Raw genomic sequence first — 22,537 nt, forward strand, 5'->3', positions numbered from 1 at the left:
CCTCTCTGCCCTTATCTTCCGCTATTTGTTTCTGCTCCGATTCTAAATCATACGGCGGCGGATGTCATTCAACCATCGGTTTAAAATTCCCCATAAACGAGGAATATCCCCGTCAATGACGAGGATATCTTCAATCGTAGTATGTAATAATCTACTTAAAATAATGAAATTGTCTATGCTGGGTAACGATTTGCCGGACAACCATTTATAAATGGCCTGTGGATTTTCAAACCCGAAAGCTCCCTGGATTTCCCGAATCGTATACCCCTGTTCCAAAAGCAGCTTTCTTATGCGTTCCCCGGTCTTTTCCGGCTGGATTGACAAATACATTGGTTCCATACTTTGCGCCTCCATGATTCAGGACCGTGTTTCTTGATAACGTAAATATTGTACCACGGAAAGGACAGGCTCGCCAGTACCAATCATAAGGGAATTGTAGTTAGTTCCTGTTCGCAATATAAAAGGAAAATGCTTTATCTGTCTTGTTCGCGATATATGGGAAAACACAGATTTCAAATTTACATTCCTTATTCGCGATAAAAGGGAAAAACCATACGCAGGTTTTTCCCTCTCTGTTCGTGATATAAAAGGAATTTTTTACGCTTTTTTTACCCCTTGTTCGCGATTAGAGGGAATGTTCGCGAAATAAAAGGAATTAAACAAACATTTAATTAATCTCATTTACATCCACAAATGTCTTTCCATCTCTCCAGATACGCTCCAGATCATAGAACAGACGGTCTTCGCGGCAGAAAATATGCACGATGATATCTTTGTAGTCCATAAGAATCCAGTTTGCACTCTGATAGCCTTCAATCTGCTTACACTCACAGCCTGCTTTGCCAAGCATCTCTTCTACATTGTCGGCCATTGCCTGTACCTGGTTTGGGTTGCTTCCGTCTGCAATAATGAAATAATCAGCAAGAACGGATACAGACTGGATATCGATGATCTTAATATCCTGTCCCTTTTTATCACTTAACGCCTCATAGGCAATTTTTACCATTTCCTTAGAATTCATTCTATTTCTCCTTTACTTTTCGGCGGCTACCAGCTGTCTGAAATACTCATAAGCCGTAGCAGTCATAGGATCAGCTGCTGCGCCCTTCTTTGCCAGATATTCCAATGTGCTTTTTAAAATCTCATACATGGTCTTATCCAGATCTTCATATGCAAGTTTTCTCATCTGAGGCAGATTATCTGCTTTGTATCGCCTTGGCTCAATATAATCAGCAATATATACGATCTTATCCAAAACAGACATATCTGCCTTACCTGTTGTATGACAGGCAATGGCGCTTATGATCTCTGGGTCTTCGATTCCGTATTTATTCTCCGCCAGCCAGGCGCCATATTTGGCATGAAGTACTGGAAGGGCTTTCTGTTCTGCATCAGTCACAAGAATCTTATGACTGATACATTTCTTTAAAATGATCTCATCTGTAAAACGCTTTCCACAGTCATGCATCAGTCCTGCAAGTTCTGCCTTATCTATGTCATACCCATAACGCATGGCAAGATTCATACAGGTAAAGGATACACTAAGTGAATGCTCATAACGCATAGGATCCAGTTTTGTTTTCAGTTTACTGCGCAGCATCATGATCTGACTGCAATGATTACTCATCTGCATATCTGTACACTCCTTTAATCATCAAAGGCTTCTCTGTAAAGTCCATGTATTCTGATATATCCGGCAACCGAACCTGGTACCAGTTTTTCAACAGACTGGCCTGATCCAACTGCTTTTCGTATCTGTCTGGAAGATATATCCATTTCTTTGAACTGAATCATACCAATCCTGGCACCATATTTTTCCTGCAGATAATTTATCTGCTTTTCAAAATCACGGTGATCTTTTTCATAAGTTCTTGCCGCAGCCAGCAAAACAGCCTGTTTCATGACCAGCTCCGGATGATACCACTGTTCGATCTCATAAAGGGAATCTGCACCTATGATAAAATAAAACTCATGCTGGGGATATGCTTCCTTAAGCAGTGTCAGCGTCTGGGCTGTATAAGTATTTCCTTCCCTTTTTAATTCAAAATCGGAATATACAAAATAGGGAACTGACGCAATGGCCAGTTTTACCATATCTTCCCGCTCTTTTCCCTCTGTTACCAGGCGACCCTTTTTATGAGGAGGATGGCCAGAAAGCATAAACCAGATCTCATCCAGCCCAAATTGCTCGTATGCCTGTTTTCCAAGGGCAAGATGACCATTATGGATCGGATCAAAGGTTCCTCCCAAGATTCCTATTTTCGCCATGTCAGACCTCCGTAGTCATCTGATGTTCTCTCTGAATCTCTCTGTGCCTGATTTTGTGAAAAGATTTCTTGTCAGTTATACCCAAATTTCTGAGGCATACGCAGTGCGTACGGTGATAAAATCCAGGTGCAGCTGACGGAAAATCAACCACAAAAACAGGTGCATAAGTCTGTTGTCACATGCCGCCGGCACTTACACAACTGCTGCCAGATATCTATACTTCCCCGGGTGCAGACACTCAGACCCTATAGCCACCTGGCAACACTTTCATAGTTAATTAAGGTAATACGATCTTTCTCTTAGTCTCATCCTTAGCCGGACGATACAGTACGATCTTTCTTCCGATCACCTGTACTACTTCTGAATGAGTACGCTCACCCAATACTTCTGCGATAGATCTGCCGTCATCCAGGCAGTTCTTTAATACAGTGATCTTTACAAGCTCTCTAGCCTCCAGTGCTTCAGAAACAGCCTCTGTCACTTCTGGTGTAAGGCTGGATTTGCCGATCTGAAAGATTGGATCCAGGTTCATTGCAAGACCTTTTAAATAGGATCTCTGCTTACTTGTCATTTATTTCTCCTTCATCTATATAAACTAAAACGATCAATAGTAATTGTAGTAATTATTTGCAGTAATTATTTATAATAATCAAACTCCAGTCCATACATACGGACAGTATCGCCTTCATTGATACCAGATTTTTCAAGGTCGTCTAAAATACCGGTATTTTTTAAGAATTTCTGGAAGAAATCAAAGCCCTTCTCAGAATCCAGATTCGTATAACCCAGCATCTTTTCAATTCTCGGTCCCTCTACTACATAAGCACCATCATCTGCTCTTGTAACTGTATACGGAAGGCTGCGGTCGCCCTGATACTCAATCTCAAATTCCTTCTCGAATACAACCGGTGCAGAATCTACAGTCTTTAACAGGTCATTTACATGCCATAACAGCTCTTTTACGCCCTGTCTGCTGACTGCAGAGATTGGAAATACTTTAATACCCTTTGGCTCAAATTCTGCCTTTAATCTGGCAATAATATCGTTGGAGTCATCTTCCGAATAACATGCATCCATTTTATTGGCTGCGATCACCTGTGGGCGTTTTAAAAGATCCGGATTGTATGCCTCCAGCTCTTTGTTAATAGTTAAAATATCCTCTAACGGATCTCTTCCTTCTACAGAAGCACCGTCTACTACATGGACTAACACTTTGGTACGCTCAATATGACGCAGGAAAGAATGCCCCAGTCCTACTCCCTCAGAAGCTCCCTCGATCAATCCCGGGATATCTGCCATAACAAAACCTGCACCATCACCCAGATCCACCACACCCAGATGTGGATTTAATGTAGTAAAATGATAGTTTGCAATCTCAGGTCTTGCGTTGCTGACTACGGATAACAATGTAGATTTTCCAACATTTGGAAATCCTACCAGACCTACATCTGCGATCACCTTAAGCTCCAGAGTGACCCACAGCTCCTGTCCAGGCTGTCCAGGCTGTGCATACTTGGGAACCTGCATGGTGGAGGTTGCGAAATGCATGTTTCCAAGGCCGCCTTTTCCGCCTTTTAAAATAACTTCTCTTTTATTATCACCGGACATGTCTGCAATGACTTTTCCGGATTCAAAATCTTTAATTACAGTACCTTCCGGTACCTTTACGATCAGATCATCGGCATCTGCTCCATGACAGCGGCGTTTTCCACCTTCCTGTCCGTCTTTTGCCACATATTTATGAATATGACGGAAATCTACCAGTGTGTTTTTTCCTGTATCTACCTGGAAAATAACATCGCCGCCTCTTCCGCCGTCCCCGCCGTCAGGACCGCCATTTGGAACATAAAGTTCTCTTCGGAAAGAAACATGGCCATCTCCGCCTTTACCGGACTTTATAAATACTTTTGCTCTATCTGCGAACATTATACAGCACCTCCTGTTGGTGTTGAATGTGAGGATCCTCAGTAGGCAGAACGCACATCCCGTCACTAAGGATACAGAAAAAAGGGGCTCCATACATACTTGTATGGGGCCCTCAGAATTACTCGTTGATTGCTCTTGGGTAAACAGAAACCTGCTTCTTGTCTCTGCCCTTTCTTTCAAACTTAACAACTCCGTCTACTAAAGCAAATAAGGTATCGTCGCCGCCCTTACCTACGTTGTTGCCAGGATGAATATGTGTACCGCGCTGTCTGTACAGGATGTTTCCTGCCAGTACGAACTGTCCATCAGCTCTCTTTGCGCCAAGTCTCTTGGACTCGGAATCACGGCCGTTCTTAGTAGAACCAACACCCTTTTTATGAGCGAATAACTGAAGGTTCATCTTTAACATGTCTTACACCTCCTTAAACCGGATATTAATGTATGATCTTCCATAATCATTCTCAATATTCTGAAGTCCCAGAATAAGAGAATTCATAAGGAGCTGTGACTCAGGGCTTATATCTGAAGTGAAGCGGAAGTCAAACTGAATGTCATCCTGTCCTGCTGTTCCTTCAAATCCGTCATCCGTAAATGTCTCTACTGAATTATAAAAATTAATAGCCAATGCAGAAACTGCTGCGCAGATAATATCTTCACCTTCTTCAGCATAACCTGCATGTCCCTTAATCACGATCCCGCAGTAAAGATCATTGCCTGAATCTGTGGATTTCTTAAATACTGTTGTCTGGATCATACCATTTACAATTAAGCGTTGATCTTTTCGATCTTAACCTGTGTAAAGAGCTGTCTGTGACCATTCTTTTTGTGATAGCCAGTTTTTCTCTTATACTTGTAAACGATAACTTTCTTTCCCTTGCCTTCCTTCTCAACTGTTGCTGTAACAGTTGCTCCGGCTACGGTTGGGCATCCAATCTGCAGTTCGCCGTTGTTAACAGCCAGCACCTGGTCAAATGTTACGGTCTCGCCTGCGCCTGCGCCCAGTCTTTCTACCTTAATGACATCGCCTTCTGCTACCTTGTACTGCTTTCCGCCTGTTGCAATAATCGCGTACATAAAAAGGCACCTCCTATGTTCATTACTCGCCAGCTTCGGTGTCTCTTACGAAATCTTTTACCTCGCTGTGCGGCATACTTAAGTATAATATCACCCGACTTTTCAATTGTCAAGGATATTTTTAATTATTTTATCCTCTTTTCCAAGTTCCCGGAGAAAGAAGAACAAGTACCGGGAACAGCTCCAGTCTGCCTGCCAGCATGTCAAAGATAAGCACTGTTTTTGACAGGTAGGACATCATAGAGAAGTTAGATGCAGGACCTACAACGGAAAGTCCCGGTCCAATATTATTAAAGTTGGCGGCTACTGCTGTAAAGCTGGTGGTAAAATCATAATTATCCAGACTGACAATAAGGACAGAAGCCACAAACAGCATAAAATATACAATAATATAGCAGTTTAAAACACGAAGGGTATCATTTCCGATCACTTTCCCCTCATATTTTAAGACCTTTACACTTCTTGGGTGGATCATGGTAGAAATTTCCCGTTTAGCTTCTTTAAAAGCGATCATAATACGGGAAACCTTCATTCCGCCGCCTGTACTTCCTGCGCAGGCACCAATAAACATCAACAGCACGATAATGCATTTTGAAAACTCCGGCCATTTATCAAAATCTACGGTAGAATAACCAGTGGTTGTAATAATAGAAGCAACCTGAAATAATGCATGGTGAGCTGCCAGGAAAAGAGATGGGAACATGGAGCGGATATTAATAGTGATCAGCACTACCGCTGCCAGGATGATCGCCAGATAACCACGCATCTCCTCACACTTGAAGGCTTCTTTGGGCTTACGAATGAGAAGCAGATAATAAACATTAAAGTTAATACCAAAAAGAATCATGGCAATACTTAAAACTGCCTGCTGGTAAACGGTATAACCTGCCTGTCCGCTGTTGCGGCAGGCAAAACCTCCTGTTCCAGCTGCGCCAAGGCTCATACAGATGGTATCAAATATAGGCATTTTCCCGATCAGCAGGAAAACTGCAGTCACAGCGGTAATAAAGAAATAGATCACATATAACAGCTTTGCGGTAATGCGGATCTTCGGTACCAGTTTCCCTACAGAAGGTCCCGGACTTTCTGCTCTCATGATGTGCATATCATAGTCTCCTGCCATGGGAAGAATAGCAAGGATAAATACAAGAACGCCCATGCCTCCGATCCAGTGGGAAAAACTTCTCCAGATCAGGCTGGCTTTTGACAGCTTCTCCACCTCTGGAAGGATACTGGAACCGGTAGTAGTAAAACCGGACACAATTTCAAACAAAGCATCAATAAAATGAGGTATCTCCCCGCTTAACACAAAAGGAAGGCAGCCAAAAAAGCTTAGAACCAGCCAGCCTAAGGAAACCAGTACAAAGCCTTCCCTTGCAAAAAACATCCTTACCTTTGGCTTTTTTCTGGTACATAAAAAACCAAGAACTGCACATACAACTGCTACCCCTGCGTAACAGCTGATAATTCCTTCTTTATAAACGACTGCTGTCAGGATAGGGATCAGCATCAGCGCCGCTTCTATATTCATAATCCAGCCTAACATATAAATAATAATACTATGATTCATTGCCTAAACCCCTTTACTTTAATATGTCGGTCAGATCATTCAGGCCTGTATGGGTCGTAACAATGATCACGGTATCGCCAGCTTCAATCGTATCTTTGCCTCGAGGGGTAATAATACAGCCGCTGCGGTTGATACAGGCTACTAACAGATTATTTTTCAGTTGCAGCCTTTCCAACGGAATACCAAGAAGAGGGGATCCTTCTTTTACGCGGAATTCCAACGCCTCTGCCTTGTCAGCTACGATCTTATAAAGAGTTTCTACATTGCTTCCCATAGAATTCTGCATTGCTCTTACATACTGAAGGATCAGGTCTGCAGTAAGCATTTTCGGCTGGATCAGGCTTCCAAGATTCAGGGAATTGATCACACTTTCAAAAGCAATCCTGTTTACCTTCGTGATCAGCTTTGCATTGGATTTGCTGGCTGCATACAGGGAAAGCATGATATTTTCTTCATCAAAGCCTGTTAAAGAAGCAAAAGCCTCTGTCTGAAGGATACCTTCTTCCAATAAAACCTGCTGGTCAGAACCGTCACCGTGGATGATCATGGCATTTGGCAGCAGTTCACTTAACTGTCTGCACCGTGCTTCATCCTGCTCAATGATCTTGATCTTGATCTTTGTATCCGCCAGCTGGTTGCAAAGATAATATGTCAGCTTTCCGCCGCCTACAAACATGGCAGTTTTTACGGAGTTGTTTACGATTCCGGCTTTCTTAAAGAAGTCCGCACTGTCTGTATGGGATGCGATAAATGAGATCTTGTCTCCTTTCTGCATCACAAAATTACCATCCGGGATCACAACGTCATCCCCGCGCTCTACAGCACAGATCAGCACATTGCTCTTTAACTTATTTACCACATCCATGACCTTTAACTGGTCTAAATTGGAATGATCCGGGATGAGAAGCTTTAACAGCTCGATCCTTCCTTTGGCAAACGGCTCGATCTTAATAGCAGATGGGAAACGCAGAAGTCTTGCGATTTCTCTCGCAGCTGCCAGTTCCGGGTTAATGGCCATAGAAAGGTTTAACTCTTCTCTGATATAACCGATCTCTGCGGAATACTCAGGGTTTCGGATACGTGCGATGGTATGACAGTTACCTGCTTTTTTCGCGATCAGACAGCAGAGCATATTCAACTCATCTGAGTTTGTAGTGGCGATCATCAGATCTGCCTCCTGAATACCCGCTTCCATCTGTACCTGGTAAATAGCGCCATTTCCAGTTACGCTCATCAGGTCTACATTGTCAGAAATGTTTTTTAATGCCTCATCATCGGTATCGATCAGTGTGATATCATGATTTTCCCTGTTTAACTGCTCTGCCAGAGTTGTTCCAACTTTGCCGCAGCCCACGATTATGATCTTCATGTTTGTTTTCCCCTATTCCCTTGTACTGTTATATAATCCTGCCGCCTGTTCGTATAATGGACGTCTTACCTTTTTGCGGGTTATCTCCACTAAATTCAAACGGGTCATTTCTACTACAACTGTTTTTACCGGATCTTTCGCTACAGCTGCTTTTAATGCTTCCATCAGCTGCATCTTACTTTCTTCCTGGTTCATATCAATAAAATCCACCATAATAATACCGGAAAGATTGCGCAGCCGCAGCTGTCTTGCGATTTCTGCCGCCGCCTCTAAATTAATCTTTAATACGGTTTCCTCCAGCTTCTTTTTACCTTCATATTTCCCCGTATTTACATCTATCACTACCATGGCTTCTGTTGGCTCGATCACCAGATAGCCTCCGGATTTCAGCCATACCCGTTTATCAAGTGCCTTGGAAAGAGCATTATCCAGACTATAAAGCTTTCCAAGTGAAAGCAATCTGTCTGTATACAATTTTAATTTTCCTGCATCCTCCGCCTGGCTGGTTTCCAGATATTCTTTTAACTGCCCATATAGATCCGGACAGTCTGTAACGATCTCCTCCAGTCCTCCGGCATAAGAATCCCGGATACCTGCAATATAAGAAGGAAGTGTCTTATACAGACAGCTGTAGCAGGTGCGGCTGCCGCTCTCTTTTATCAGCTGTTTTAACATAGCTTTAAGCTTTTCGCACTCTTCTAATATCTGTTCCGGCCCTGCTGATCCTGCATTGGTCCTTAAAATAATGCCAAAGCCTATAAAATCATTTTCCAAAAGCATTTTCCGGATCTGATTCTTCCATGCTGTGTCTGTAAGTTTTGCCGAAAAACCAATCCCTGTTCTGCCTGCTGTGAGAACGCAAAAACGCCCAGGCAGAGACAAATTAGAGGTAAGCACAGGCGCCTTTGTCTTTACGGCGTCCCGGCTTATCTGAACTAAAAGCTCATCTCCTGGTCTTAATTTACCACTTCTTCCTTTCTGGGTAAATATATGTTCTTTATTTTCATCCAGACTATAATAACCAACCGTCACGCCCAGATCAATAAAAGCTGCATTAATACCTGCAACTACCTTCTGGACTTTTCCAATATAAATGTTATTAAGGATTGATGCCTGGTCTTCCTCTTCCAGGATAATACCTGTTACCTTTCTATCGGATACGGAAGCTGTACATATTTTTCCCTGCAAACGGGTAATGACTAATTTATCCATTATTCTATATCCTGTCCCAGATTGCCCAATGTTACAAATTTATGTGTGCCAGCCTCTGCTTCTTCTGCAGTGGCTGCATCTGCATATACTTCTTCTCTCTCAGTCATAAAAGCGAACTGGGGACGTTCTTCCTCTAAAGAAGTATAATACGCATCCAAAACAAGCTCCGGTTTAATATTTGCAGCACTGCCTGCAGACACTTTCATAAAAAGAGCAGGGATCTCCCCTTCTTTACGAACTTTTAATTCATAGACAAAGGGCTTAAGGTCCATTTCCCGTTCTCCCTTTTTTGTCTTTTTCATGATCATTACATGGTCTGTATCAAAAAATTGAACCAGCTTTTCAAACCACTCCTGTGGACTTTCATTTTCCGGCTCATAACCCGGCCGGAAAGTAAGACTGTAATCTGCTGCTGCCACAATAGACATAGCATTTGCTGCATCATCTGGAAGAAGCTTGTACTCCAGGATTTCAAAGCCTTCTGACATCACTGCATTTAAGCGGTCCACCATTTTTTTTGAATTTTCAGTATCCAGTACCTCAATATCCACATATTCACCCTTGCTGGTGATACCTACACCTAAAGGCGCAGCAAAGGACATGATCTGATGAGGGCTGAAGCCTTCGCTATAACGGATATTCACTTCAGCTCTGCGGATCGCTTTCTGGAAATAACGCATCACATCCAGGTGGCCGATGAATTTCATGGTGCCGTATTTGCGAAATTTTATACGAATTTTCATCATTGTCTGTATTGTTCCTTTTATTATTTATATATTTACATTAATTTACGAATTTGCACTCTTACAGTTTTATGGTCTTATCTTTTCTCAAAGCAGACACCGCCACCATATTTGGCAGCACCGCAGCCAGAACATTTCTGACGGCAGTTTTGAGTCACTTTTTCATCAAGCGCATTCTGCCACTCTCTCTTCAAGAAAGCCTTGGAAACACCTGCATCAATGAAATCCCATGGGAATAACTCATCTAAGCTGCGTTCTCTGGTGGTATAAAAATCAATATCCACGCCGCAGGTTTTAAATGCTTCCATCCAGACTTCATTTTTAAAGAATTCAGACCATGAATCGTAAATAGCCCCTCTACGGTATGCTTCTTCAATAACTGCACCTACACGGCGGTCGCCTCTTGCAAGAACGCCCTCTAATACAGTCAGTTCTGCTTCATGCCAGTTATATTTTAAACTCTTAAAGTTTTTCATCTCACGGAACTTTCCGCGAACGATATTGGCACGCTCTAGGAATTCTTCCTTAGTACACATCCTTGCCCACTGAAATGGGGTAAATGGCTTCGGAACAAAGAATGATGAACTGGCAACTACCTGTACCTTACCATGCCTCTGATCTTTTGGGATCTCATCATAATAGGTCTCTGCAATCTTTTCAGAAAGAAGGGCGATCCCTTCCATATCTTCCACTGTTTCTGTAGGCTGTCCCAGCATAAAATACAGTTTTACGCGGTTCCACCCTGCGTGGAAAGCATCATTGGCACCCTTTAAGATCACTTCTTCTGTAAGTCCCTTATTAATAACGTCCCTCTGGCGCTGGGAACCAGCCTCAGGAGCAAATGTAAGGCTGCTTTTTTTAATATCCTGGACCTTGCTCATAACATCCAGGGAAAAAGCATCGATACGCAGGGATGGAAGGGAAATATTCACCCCTTTTCCCTTAAACTCATCAATAAGAAAGTTCACAAGACCTTCCAGATGCGTATAATCACTGGAACTTAAAGAACTTAAGGAAATCTCCTCATGTCCGGTGCTCTTAAGCATATCGTATGCATAATGCTTTAAATATTCCAAACTGTGTTCTCTTAACGGACGATACACATTACCCGCCTGACAGAAACGGCATCCACGGATACAGCCTCTCTGGATCTCTAAAACCACTCTGTCCTGAGTCACCTTAATAAATGGCACCAGCGGTTTTTCAATATATGGCACACTGTCCATATCAGCTACTACCTGCTTAACGATCTTTTCCTTTGCAGTTGGACAGTTTGGTTTAAAGCTTTTTAATGTGCCGTCTTCATTGTACTCTACGTCATAAAAAGCCGGGACATAGATTCCCTCGATCTGGGCTGCTTTCTCTAAAAAGTCTCTTCTGCTTCCGCCGTTTTTTTTGTTTTCCTTATAGCAGTCTAAAAGTTCAAAATAAACTGTCTCACCTTCTCCGATATAAAACATATCAAAGAAATCTGCCAAAGGCTCCGGATTATAGGCACATGGGCCGCCACCGATGACAATTGGCATATCTTCCCCACGATCTGCTGCATGGAGCGGGATCTGTGCCAGATCTAAGATCTGAAGCACATTAGTATAGCACATTTCATACTGAAGAGTGATTCCCAGAAAATCAAAGTTCTTTACAGGCTCCTGGGTCTCAAGGGTAAACAGCGGGATATTCTTCTCTCTCATGATCGGATCCAGATCCATCCAGGGGCTGTATACACGCTCACAATAGATATCTTCCCTGGAATTAAACATAGAATACAGGATCTGGATGCCTAAATGGGACATGCCTATCTCGTATACGTCCGGAAAGCACATGGCAAACCGAATGTCCACAAGGGACGGATTTTTCATGACACAGTTCACTTCCCCTCCGATGTATCTGGCGGGTTGTTGAACGGTTAATAAAATTTCATCACTTAACGCTAACTTTTTCATAAAGCCTTATTTTACCTACATTTCTCACGTTTTTTGCGATATATTCATCGCTGTTTTTTGGTTCTTTTTAGTTCTTTTTCTCTGTTCTTTTCCGTAAGCGTAAAAACACAAATTCTTGTCAAGTGTTTTTATCTCACGGATAGTTTACATAATATTTTTCGCTCTTACGACAAAAAAAATTGTTTCTGAAATACGCACAATTCGGATTTTCCATCATTTTACGGATAAATCCGCTTTAAATGTACAGATCAGACCGCATTATTATACGGTATTTCCCGTGTTTCCGCAATAGATTCTTTCCCGAAATCAATTTTTCGAGCTTCTATCGTCGAACTTTTTATTAAGTTTTCCGAATATTCGTCAAATCCAGGAACCTCAAAAATCAGGTTTTCCTTCAGAACGATCTCATCATTTTCCAGTTTTACTGGCATGGCATTCAGGACAATTTCCTCAAATTCCGGCACTTCTTCACAAACTTTTTGACTCGGAACAACATAGTGTTGCATCGTGAAAATTCCGCTGGAATGTCCGAGCACGACGGCCAGTTCTTTGATATTAACCTGGTACTGGACCATTAATGTTGCGTATACATGACGCAAATCGTGCCAGTGAAAATCATCCGGGAGACCGTAAAGTTTTTTCAGGGAATTGAAATCATCCTTATAGGACCGGCGGTTATAGGCAGTGCCATCCGTCCGGTGCCAGATCGTTACCTCTCCTGCGTCCTTCCCTTCTGCCTCCAGCGACTGGGTCCATCAGGGAGCAATCTCCACTTTTTACTTTCCATTTATCACTGTTCAATGACCTGCATTTCGATACCCACCCCCCCCCCCACACAAAACCGCCGCCGGATTTTATGCTTCTGATCGTCTTTTCCAATACCTTCATCTCAACCGGTTTTGAAACATGGGCATTCATACCGGCTGCCAGAGAATGCTGAATATCCTCAGAAAACGCATTGGCGGTCATAGCAATGATCGGAATTGTCATTGCCAGTTCATGAGAACTTCTGCGGATTGCTTTTGTTGCCTCATAACCGTTCATGACAGGCATCTGCACATCCATCAGGATCATGTCATAATCCCCCGGGGCAGACTGTTCAAATGTCTCCAGAACTCTTTCACCATTTTCACAGATGATGCACTCTGCGCCCTCAATTTTTAACAGTTCCATCAAAATCTCTGCATTCAGCTCATTATCCTCCGCACACAGGAATCTCATTCCCTGAAGGATATTATCATCCTGTTCATCTATTTCTTCTTGTGCTGCCAAAGCAATTGTTCTCTCCTCTGCAATTCTCATATCTATGAGAACCTCAAAACAGCTTCCCTGTCCCAGTTCACTCTCCAAATCAATGGTGCCTCCCATTGCTTTAACCAGATTTCTGGTAATAGCCATTCCGAGACCGGTTCCCTGTATCTTATTAGTCATAGAACTTTCAGCGCGGGTAAACGGATCAAAAATCGTCTCTTTGAAATCTGCAGACATTCCCATACCATTATCGCTGACTAAGAAACGGTACTTTGCATAGACAGATGACTTTGTCTCACATTCTTCTACCAGAAACTGAATTTTTCCACCTTCCTGCGTGTACTTCACTGCATTAGAAAGCAAGTTGCTGAAAATCTGCATCAGATGAACCTGATCTCCGTTCACCCATTCGTGCCGGATGTTTTCTTTTATGATCGTAAGAGTCTGTTTTTTTTCATCTATCTGTGACTGAAATAAAGTATTGATTTCCTGTATAAAATTCAGAATGGAAAAATCATTGTATTTAAAAACTGTTTTTCCTGCTTCAATCTTACTCATATCCAGAACATCATTAATAATCCCTAACAGATGCTGTGATGAAATATCTATTTTATCTGCATACTCTATTACTTTATCTTTATTCCCTGCATCATATCTGATTAATGATGTCATACCAATAATTGCATTCATTGGTGTACGAATATCATGTGACATATTGGACAGGAAATCTGTTTTCGCCTTATTTGCATTTTCAGCGGTCTGCAAGGCTTCCGTTGTAATGTCCTTTGCTTTTTTCAGTTTTTTATTGGACTCCTCCATTTCCTTCATTGCCTGCGTCTGAACCTCATTATTTCTTTTTTCATATTCAGCTTTTTGCTCAGCAAGACTGCGTCTAGAAATACTGTAGAATAATCCGGCAAAAAGCAAAAGTATAAAACCTGCCATGAGTATTGTTTCAAACACTATTGTTTTCTGATAATCTTTCAGTACATTATCTACAACACTCTTTCCTACAATACAGATCAGCATGGTGTTATTATTTTCTATCGGACAGTATCCCAGATAGTAAGGTTTGTCACTTCCCAGAAGTTCTACCCCCTGTTCTCTGCCATCCAGCTTTTTTTGAAGAGAATCAGCCTCTTCCTCAGTGATAGCCTGATCTCCTTTTAAATGCTTTAACAAAAAATAGTTCCTAAAAAATTTATCTTCTTTCTGATTTGTATAAGTAATATTTCCGTCGTTATCCAGCATAAACAGATACGCATTCCCGTTATAGCTTTTCACACTTAACATGGAATCTAATTTTGAATGATCATACAAGGTTCCAATTGCCGTATAAGTTTCCCCATTAATCGTATATCCCTGACATGGAATTGCAACCAGATAACCATCTTTTTCCTTCTGGTTGTAATCAAGAGAAACCAATTTTCCAATATTATATCCGTTCCTCAAATCCAACAAGCATTTACTTGGCATGTCAACCCGAAGTTTTGTTCCATCAGTGGTTATTGCCTTTCCATTTTCCTGGAGAAATATAAGTGTACTTTCAGATTCTTTCTGCCATGCCTCAAAGAACTTCTTGTTTCTATCCAGTTCAATAGATCTCACTTCCTCTTGAATAAGAGAATCCTCAAGCAAATGCAGCTGGCTGTAGTATCCATTCACCTGCAGATCATAGGTCTGCTGTATCTGTTCAACAACAGCTCCCATATTGCTTTTCCCGTTTTCCGCGATATAGCTGTTCATCCTGTTCAAAAGGAGCTTTACAAAAATTAAGCTTAAAAAGATAAGAATTAAAAAGAACAATGGCACTATAATCTTTTTTCTTTTTGTTATTACTTGTTCTATTCCCACTTTTATTTTTCAACCTCTATATAATCTTCCGGTGCTGACGGCTGCTGTCCGTTTGCCATTGCTACGGTCCATGCACTTGATAATGTTGTGTTCCCAAGCTGCCTGATCTCACACTCCGGATTTATTTTTTTCAAAACAGACATTGTGGTTTCTGTAAGAAGAATAGAGTACTCCTTGTCTTTGTCTATTTTTTTCTTATTTACTTCTATGTCCTTTAATGAGAATCCGTTTTCCTCCTGCCTGACGATTATTTTCATACCGGATGCAATTGGCAATTCGTATTTATTGGTTATGTGAAATTTCTCATCGGACTCAGCAAGATATTTCTCCGCAAGTTCATAAATTTCTTTGCCATTGATTTTTGCCAGGTATAAAAATGTATCTGAACTCTTTGCCGTCAGCAAAGCAACTCGGCTGCCGGTGCACTCCCCTTTGTAAATGGAAGAAGTAAAATAATAATATGGCACCAGAGCCAGCTGCGCATCATTTTCTTCTCTGATCGTAGTTAAAATAGAAGATGCCGCATCGCGACCGTTTTTATCATTTAGCGAAATGGCATATTCGTTTTCAAAATTAACTGTGGTTTCTTCTTTTGAATCCTTGCTGTTCATTGTGCTGCGAAAAGCATCATAAGCCTGTGTTTCATCCATTTCCCCTGACAATAATCCGTGAACAGCCTTAAGGCTGGCATCAAATGATTTTTGAGCAGAATATCGGATATAAACAGAATTATTATTAATTTCATCTTCAAGGCCAGGTACATCTTCCATCATGTTTGGAACATCTACATTTAATGAAATTACACCCTTTCCATCTGCGATCAGCGTTTGTCCTTCTTTTGAAATCATACACTCCAGGACATCGAATGCCAGATCCAGTTTTTCCTGATCTTTTTCCAGGTCTTTGTTGAATGCAATATTCAGAGAAGGGGTCATATTTATAAAAGCTTCATCCGAAATCTGTGAAAAAAACGGTATACGAGTTAATTCTGCATCCATCTGTTCCTGGAGTTCCTGCATAAGTGCCGGATATCCATGAAACATTGCTGCTTTTCCCTCAAAAAACATATGAGTTGCAGTATTAATATCGACACTGATATCATCACCTGTAAAATGTGAGTCCTTCAAAAATGTATTGGTTTCTGAAAAAATACGTTTCCATAACGCATCATCAAATGCGATATCCCCTGATGCACTTTCAGCTGAGCTTCTCCATTCGATTCCATCCAGACTCATGAATTCACCAATTGCACCTGTCTGAATCACCTCATGAGCGGACCAGTCTTCTGCAAGATCCAGGGAATACGGTTTTATACCATTATCATAAAATTGCTGGCATGCCTGTGCATATTCCTTATAGTTTTTCGGTATCTTGATTCCATACTGTTCAAACAATGTCTTGTTGGCAATAATCGTCTGCGGTATACCGCAGATAGGAAGCCACTGAATCTCATTTTTTGAATTTTTATAATATTGCAATGCATAGGAGTAATACCTGGAAACCACATCATAAGAAGCAAAATCCATTAGATATGGCTCCAGATCCTGTGCATCTTTTCCAGAAAATCGACGTACGGTTATGATATCCGGCAGTTCACCATGCTCCTCAAAATAGCTATATAAATCGGTAACATTGTTACCGGTAATAAACTCAATATCCTGATCTGGAAACTGCTCATGGATATAGGGTACAATATTTTTCATTAAACGATTTTCCCACAGATACACGGTAAGGTGATCGTCATTTTTAGATACTGCTTTTTTAGATTGTCCACAGCCAGACAAAACAGTAGCTGCTACAAGCACCCCTGACAATAAAACTATCAGATAATATTTTGCCTTTTTCATACTCTTATTTTCCTCATTCTTTCCTGATAAAAACCATAATTCAATAATCCCATCTCAGACTTTCATCTTATTTGCCGATTATTCTATTATAACTTGTAAAGCGGATGTTCGCAATCCGCTTCGCTACTTGCTCATGCAAAAATATTAATGCTATTATACCTCTCTCTACTTTTTCAGGAGCTTTTCACATGCACCTGTGAAGCAATTACAGCCAGTTTTCCAGAACATCATTCAGCTTATTCATATCCAGCGGTTTCGCGATATGTCCATTCATGCCTGTATTTTTGGCCAGCGGTACATCTTCTGCAAAAGCATTGGCAGTCATAGCAATAATAGGCAGTTTTCCCTTTTCACCCGGAAGGCTCCTGATTGCTGCAGTTGCCTCATAACCATTCATGACAGGCATTTGGATATCCATAAAAATAAGATCATACGAACCTTTCGGAGAAGCTTCCACTTTTTCAACTGCGATTTTCCCATTTTCTGCTGTTTCCACTTCTGCCCCTGTCATCTGCAAAATTTCAACACCAATTTCTCTGTTCAACTCATTATCCTCAACCAGCAGAATCCTTTTTCCTGTATAATCTGACGGTTCAACCTTAAAGGTATCAAAAGTATTCGCTTCCAGATTCACATAATACTCGCACAGATCTGCTTTCGTAAAAGCCCGGTGGAAAGCAGCAGATTTGTGTGCCTGCATGATTTCTTTTTCTCCCCATCAATGTTAATAAAAATCCCGGCAATCCTGCTGGCAGAACCATCCAGACGGCGTATTACTTCTGCCGATGCCCGAAACCACTGGTATTGATCACCCTTCATTCTCATACGATACTCTACCTGGTATTTTATCTGGTTCGTCTTATCCTTAATTGCCGCCTGAAGCTGTATCATTACTCTTTCTTTATCCTGTGGATGCAGAAGATCTGACCAGGATTCCAGTTTATTCGGAAAGTCCAGAGTGTCATGATAGCCAAGCATTTTTCGGAATTCATGACTCCAGTTTGCATTCACAATCTCACTGTTTTCGTCACAGTCAAAATACCAGAAGCCGGAATAGATAGCCTCATTGAGCAGTGTCAAATTTACATGATCCCAGTTGACCTGTACGGACATAACCCAGATCTGTCTGCCCGCCTCATCTGTCGCATCCTCTTTACAAAGCCGTACATTATTCACTGTACCGTCTGCTGCAAGGATCTGTGCTTCCCCTGTTCCGTGAAGCTGCAAAAAACGGTCTCGCTCCAGTATATCTTCCTCGTCATAAAAGAAGTCTCTTAATGAGCCTTTTGTCTGTTCCATGAAAGTATCGAATGTATATCCTGTACTATGCAACAGCAGATTATTCACAGACAAAATAGACAGGTTTTGGTCATAAGATCCTGTCATTATACCTACCCCGCCATTATTTTCCAGTGTTTTCTGTACGGCCTGTGACATGGCCTGTGTCTGCCCCGTTACAGTCTCACCTAAGGAATATATTTTGTCTTCATAATTTTTCATTTTATAAAAGTCCTCTCTCCGTCTTATGCCTTCTTCATCCTGCTTTTATCTGTATACAGAAAACCTGTCCCTGCTAGTTTTGTTACCCATTTTTGCATACAAAAAGGACACTTGCAAAAATCTGCCAGTGTCCTACTACATTTTTTTTAAATCACACATCTATATAGTATAAAAGGTATCGGAATCTCTTCTGTTCAAACATCTTTTCCATATATTATGATGATATGGAAACAGTGGCAACCGGCTGACATGGTCAAGCTTTCTGACTTTAGTCCCTTCTGGCTTTGCGCCCCTGCCTTTCAACAGGTTTGCCTTTAAAATAATCTCTTTCTTCAAAAAACCATACCACGCGTTTTTTCGCACGTCAATAATTTTTTTTTAAATCTACACATATTTTACTTCTGTTTTTGAACTTCTCTTTATAAAAAATCTAAATCGATGAATCCTAAAAACCTAACATTTTTTTCATATGAAGCTCATTCATCTCTGGCCTCTTGTAAGTCCAGGAGCAGATCTGGCACACGGACGTACTTAACGCTGTAATAACGCTTACATGCATTGATGAATTAACATATCGTAAACAGTTTTCGATACAAATCTAAAATACTGGGAAATCATCAAAACAATTGCTATAAAACAGAGTGTTTTCCATAACAGGATATGCCACATTTCCCCCCACTGCTTTGTATTTTTCTATTTTACAGTGTCAAAATACCCGATAATTCCTATGCATACGTCTTTCTTCATTGGCGACCACAGCGTATGCAATTTCATTTTATACATCTGACTATTATTTTCCACTGTCGCTTTTATCTGCACAGAGATTTCTTTATTTTGTACAGATGTCTGGTGTAACAAAACCCGAATATATTGAGCATCTTCTTCATTTACTCCGAATTCTTTGAACAGATCAATTTTCGGATTATTTCTCTGACATAATATCTGCTGATTTCCGTTTAATATAGTAAGCTGACCTGAAACCGCATTGTAATCAATCGAATTCATGCCACTGTTCGATTTGAAGAAATCGATTTTTTCCTGCATGACCTTGACAAGACTCTGTGAATAAATCTGGCTCGGTAAGGATTTATCACTGAGTATTTCATTCAAAAGCCTTTGTATTTCATGAGAATATTTATTATCGTCCATTTCTTTATTAAGCATTTTTGAAAGCTGAATACTCAGTTCTTTCAGACACTTAAGAAGGATGGGATTAAATTGTCCGCATTGTCCATCCAGGATCATTTGAATCGCTGTGTCATGATCAAATGCTTTCTTATAGCATCTTTCACTTGTAAGTGCATCATAAACATCAACAATCGCTACCACCTGTGCGGAGATTGGTATTTCTTCACCTTTCAATCCATCCGGATAGCCCTTTCCATCCCATCTTTCATGGTGCCACCTGCAGATTTCCCATGCGGTATGTACCAGTGGATGATCTTGTGGAAAGTCCATATCCTTAATTATAGCTGCACCAAGCTCACTATGGTTTTTCATAATCTTAAATTCTTCATCGGTAAGTCTGCCCGGTTTGTTCAATATTTCTTCCGGAATACGAATCTTACCAATATCATGAAGGGAAGAAGCAGTTGTAATCAAAGCAATATCTGCCTCTGTCAAAGGATAAGCATCTGTTACTTTTACCAGTTGTCTCAGCATCATCTCCGTTGCTGTTTTAATATGCAGGATGTGCTCTCTGCTCTCGCTGTTACGGGATCCCAATATATTACTCATAATCTGGATCATGATATTATTATTTTCTTCTTTTTCATAAACCTGATCATAAACCACGTTTATCAGATGTTTTTGGTTCATATAGAGACCCAAGGTATTCTGAACTCTTTTCTTTACAATCACAGAATCAAACGGTCGTGTGATATAATCTGTGATTCCCAACTCATATGCCTTACGCATAGTATTAACAGCATCTTCAGAAGATATCATGATTACGGGAGTTTCAGCAATACACTGGCTTCTTTTCATTATCTCCAAGACTTCAAAACCATTCATCTGTGGCATATTGATATCTAAAAGCATCAGATCAATTCCAATATTTTCTCCTATCATCTGGATTGCCTGATTTCCATTTTCAGCTTCCAGATAATTATAGGTATCTCCAAGAATCTCCTTCAATATGTCCCTGTTGAATTTCGCATCATCTACAATTAGTATTTTTTGTTTTTTATCCATATTTTTTATTTCCTTTATCCACTCATTTTTTATGATGTTCCAAGCACTTGATCCAAGACAAAAGGTCGTGTCGCATCACTTAATGCGACAGACCCTTCTTTATTTCTTCAATCGTCATCTCATATACTTCTGTTACTTTTTCCATTGCTTCCGGTATCCCCGGCTTCTCTCCGGTTCTATCTCTCAAAAGTTCTGTCAACTCATTACTAACCTCATACAGACGGTCAAAGGAAAGCTTCTGACACACCCCCTTTCAATGTGTACGCACTGCGGAAAGCGTCTTCATAATTTTTATTTTCCAATGCCTGTTTTAACTGTAGATAACTCTGGTCTTCAAAGAACTTTAATGTAAATCTCTGAATCAGTGCTTCGCTGTGAAGGCGTCCCAAAACAGCCTCATACTTTCCTCCGATAGCTTTATAGCACTCCTGCATTGTCATCTTTTAGCCCTCCTGTCAATTGTATTCCACTAATTCATGAACCTCTGCTAATCATTATGAACATACCTTAAAATCGTTTTTATAACTTCCTCAATCACAATCGGCTTTGACAAATGTGCATTCATTCCTGCATCCAGTGATGCCTGAACATCTTCACCAAATGAATTGGCTGTCATTGCTATAATAGGAATGTTTTTTCCATCCGGGGTGAACTTCACGGCATTGCTCAGAATATTAACCAGCACATCTCGCAGACGTACAGGATCCACAAGTACATTTGGGATCTTTGCTTCTTCACGCTGGATCTTAAAGCTGATATCCCTGTTCGTAAGAAAGCCTTTTGTAATATCCAGTGCAGAATCTGTGATACTTTTCAAATCTGCCGGTACCGGATTGCATTTCACTTGAATTTTATGCTGTCTGGTCAACCGTAGTAACAACATTGATTTCTCCATCAAAGTCACGCCGTGTCACCCTTGCCAGCTGCATTGTAATGAAAGGTGCAGTAAGCCCCCATTTTTTCGTCTCAGCATAGTTATCTGTTTCCAGGCGTGCATCGATACTCATCTCTGTGGCTTCCTTATTTTTCTGATAAGCAATATACTCATCTCTGGTGGCAGGTGTAAGAAACTCATAGGAAATCCCGGCATAGTCTGCAATTTTCCGGAAGTAATCCGGGATAATCCCCTTCATCTCACCATTTTCATTATAAGAATATGGATAACGGGACGGATCACACAGAACATGAAGCGGGTTGTCCTTGGAATATTGTGCAATAATACTTTTTTCTTGCTCCGTATATTCCAGATTCTTAGTTTCTATGCTTTCATAATTTTTATTATAAAGCGTTGTTTTCCAGTCACCCTCAACTGCATTCATCTGATCGATCGCATAATTGATCTCATTCAGCAATTCTGTATTGCCCTTTTTAACAATGACATAGAAATCGCTGCTGTCAAATTTATCCACGATACGCTCATTGTTTGTTTTTCTCAGAGAAGTGGCAGCAATAGCATCAACATTTCCGCTCTGAAGAGCTTCCTCCATCTCTGCTGTCGTATCAAAATAAAATGGATCATATGTAAATCCTTTGTTGTCTGCAAAATCCGCAAACTCTTTATCTCGTGAGCTTCCGTTCAAAAGTGCTACACGCATACCATTGTAAGTACTGTAATCGCCATCTACAATCGTGCTGTTGTCACTGCGGACGGTCAGAATCGCATTATTGGTTCCGATCGGACGTGAAAAATCAAACTTTTCTTCTCTGTCCGGTGTTTTGCGGGGAGATGTTACCATATCAATCTCGCCATCTTCAAGCATCTGCTGCATATCATCCCAGCTCTGATC

22 protein-coding genes, 1 pseudogene and 1 riboswitch are annotated in these 22,537 nt (G+C 41.0%); all 23 genes and pseudogenes read right to left on the reverse strand.

The genetic code is table 11. From position 1 onward, the window contains the following. Nucleotides 1-42: 42 nt before the first annotated feature. Nucleotides 43-339, reverse strand: coding sequence for a helix-turn-helix domain-containing protein (locus OGM16_15400; protein ID UYJ46167.1), 297 nt, complete (start codon nt 337-339; stop codon nt 43-45). 328 nt (nt 340-667) lie between these two features. Then, nucleotides 668-1,021, reverse strand: a complete 354-nt coding sequence (gene rsfS, locus OGM16_15405) for a ribosome silencing factor (protein UYJ46168.1) — start codon at nt 1,019-1,021, stop codon at nt 668-670. 12 nt (nt 1,022-1,033) lie between these two features. Continuing rightward, the gene (gene yqeK, locus OGM16_15410) at nt 1,034-1,627 is read right to left on the reverse strand and encodes a bis(5'-nucleosyl)-tetraphosphatase (symmetrical) YqeK (protein ID UYJ48481.1); all 594 of its coding nucleotides are present in this window, start codon (nt 1,625-1,627) and stop codon (nt 1,034-1,036) included. A 20-nt stretch (nt 1,628-1,647) separates the two neighbouring features. Further along, nucleotides 1,648-2,268: a nicotinate-nucleotide adenylyltransferase gene (gene nadD, locus OGM16_15415; protein ID UYJ46169.1), complete on the reverse strand. Its 621-nt coding sequence runs from the start codon at nt 2,266-2,268 to the stop codon at nt 1,648-1,650. 277 nt (nt 2,269-2,545) lie between these two features. Further along, complete coding sequence (yhbY, locus tag OGM16_15420; GenBank protein ID UYJ46170.1) at nt 2,546-2,839, reverse strand: ribosome assembly RNA-binding protein YhbY; 294 nt, start codon at nt 2,837-2,839, stop codon at nt 2,546-2,548. A gap of 65 nt (nt 2,840-2,904) precedes the next feature. Then, complete coding sequence (obgE, locus tag OGM16_15425; protein ID UYJ46171.1) at nt 2,905-4,194, reverse strand: GTPase ObgE; 1,290 nt, start codon at nt 4,192-4,194, stop codon at nt 2,905-2,907. A 118-nt stretch (nt 4,195-4,312) separates the two neighbouring features. After that, the gene (gene rpmA, locus OGM16_15430; GenBank protein UYJ46172.1) at nt 4,313-4,603 is read right to left on the reverse strand and encodes a 50S ribosomal protein L27; all 291 of its coding nucleotides are present in this window, start codon (nt 4,601-4,603) and stop codon (nt 4,313-4,315) included. Between the two features lie 3 nt (nt 4,604-4,606). After that, on the reverse strand, nt 4,607-4,948 hold the full coding sequence (locus tag OGM16_15435) for a ribosomal-processing cysteine protease Prp (GenBank protein UYJ46173.1): 342 nt from the start codon (nt 4,946-4,948) through the stop codon (nt 4,607-4,609). A gap of 11 nt (nt 4,949-4,959) precedes the next feature. Further along, nucleotides 4,960-5,268, reverse strand: a complete 309-nt coding sequence (gene rplU, locus OGM16_15440; GenBank protein UYJ46174.1) for a 50S ribosomal protein L21 — start codon at nt 5,266-5,268, stop codon at nt 4,960-4,962. 130 nt (nt 5,269-5,398) lie between these two features. Then, complete coding sequence (locus tag OGM16_15445) at nt 5,399-6,838, reverse strand: TrkH family potassium uptake protein (protein ID UYJ46175.1); 1,440 nt, start codon at nt 6,836-6,838, stop codon at nt 5,399-5,401. 13 nt (nt 6,839-6,851) lie between these two features. Beyond that, a complete protein-coding gene (trkA, locus tag OGM16_15450) occupies nt 6,852-8,207 on the reverse strand; it encodes a Trk system potassium transporter TrkA (protein UYJ46176.1) in 1,356 nt (451 codons plus the stop codon). Between the two features lie 12 nt (nt 8,208-8,219). Then, nucleotides 8,220-9,419, reverse strand: coding sequence for a ribonuclease E/G (locus OGM16_15455; GenBank protein UYJ46177.1), 1,200 nt, complete (start codon nt 9,417-9,419; stop codon nt 8,220-8,222). Further along, nucleotides 9,419-10,162, reverse strand: coding sequence for a TIGR03936 family radical SAM-associated protein (locus tag OGM16_15460; protein ID UYJ48482.1), 744 nt, complete (start codon nt 10,160-10,162; stop codon nt 9,419-9,421). The genes OGM16_15455 and OGM16_15460 overlap by 1 nt, the downstream gene beginning before the upstream one ends. A 77-nt stretch (nt 10,163-10,239) precedes the next feature. Next, nucleotides 10,240-12,105, reverse strand: a complete 1,866-nt coding sequence (locus OGM16_15465; protein UYJ46178.1) for a TIGR03960 family B12-binding radical SAM protein — start codon at nt 12,103-12,105, stop codon at nt 10,240-10,242. A 248-nt stretch (nt 12,106-12,353) separates the two neighbouring features. Further along, nucleotides 12,354-12,749: a tyrosine-type recombinase/integrase gene (locus tag OGM16_15470; protein UYJ48483.1), complete on the reverse strand. Its 396-nt coding sequence runs from the start codon at nt 12,747-12,749 to the stop codon at nt 12,354-12,356. A gap of 31 nt (nt 12,750-12,780) precedes the next feature. Continuing rightward, a complete protein-coding gene (locus OGM16_15475) occupies nt 12,781-15,066 on the reverse strand; it encodes an ATP-binding protein (GenBank protein ID UYJ46179.1) in 2,286 nt (761 codons plus the stop codon). A 146-nt stretch (nt 15,067-15,212) separates the two neighbouring features. After that, nucleotides 15,213-17,057 (reverse strand): ABC transporter substrate-binding protein, encoded by a 1,845-nt coding sequence (locus OGM16_15480; protein UYJ46180.1) that lies wholly within the window; start codon nt 17,055-17,057, stop codon nt 15,213-15,215. Nucleotides 17,058-17,262: 205 nt separating this feature from the next. Further along, a complete protein-coding gene (locus OGM16_15485; protein ID UYJ48484.1) occupies nt 17,263-17,568 on the reverse strand; it encodes a response regulator in 306 nt (101 codons plus the stop codon). Nucleotides 17,569-17,643: 75 nt separating this feature from the next. Further along, a pseudogene (locus tag OGM16_15490) lies at nt 17,644-18,557 on the reverse strand (PAS domain-containing protein). A 232-nt stretch (nt 18,558-18,789) separates the two neighbouring features. Beyond that, nucleotides 18,790-18,880: riboswitch (cyclic di-GMP riboswitch) on the reverse strand. Nucleotides 18,881-19,250: 370 nt separating this feature from the next. Then, nucleotides 19,251-20,750 (reverse strand): response regulator, encoded by a 1,500-nt coding sequence (locus OGM16_15495; protein UYJ46181.1) that lies wholly within the window; start codon nt 20,748-20,750, stop codon nt 19,251-19,253. A gap of 224 nt (nt 20,751-20,974) precedes the next feature. Next, nucleotides 20,975-21,190: a hypothetical protein gene (locus tag OGM16_15500; GenBank protein UYJ46182.1), complete on the reverse strand. Its 216-nt coding sequence runs from the start codon at nt 21,188-21,190 to the stop codon at nt 20,975-20,977. Between the two features lie 47 nt (nt 21,191-21,237). Further along, on the reverse strand, nt 21,238-21,633 hold the full coding sequence (locus tag OGM16_15505; protein UYJ46183.1) for a hypothetical protein: 396 nt from the start codon (nt 21,631-21,633) through the stop codon (nt 21,238-21,240). After that, nucleotides 21,602-22,519, reverse strand: a complete 918-nt coding sequence (locus OGM16_15510; protein UYJ46184.1) for a transporter substrate-binding domain-containing protein — start codon at nt 22,517-22,519, stop codon at nt 21,602-21,604. The genes OGM16_15505 and OGM16_15510 overlap by 32 nt, the downstream gene beginning before the upstream one ends. Nucleotides 22,520-22,537 lie beyond the last annotated feature (18 nt).

This window comes from Lachnospiraceae bacterium (genome assembly GCA_025758065.1).
Lineage (GTDB): Bacteria > Bacillota > Clostridia > Lachnospirales > Lachnospiraceae > Enterocloster.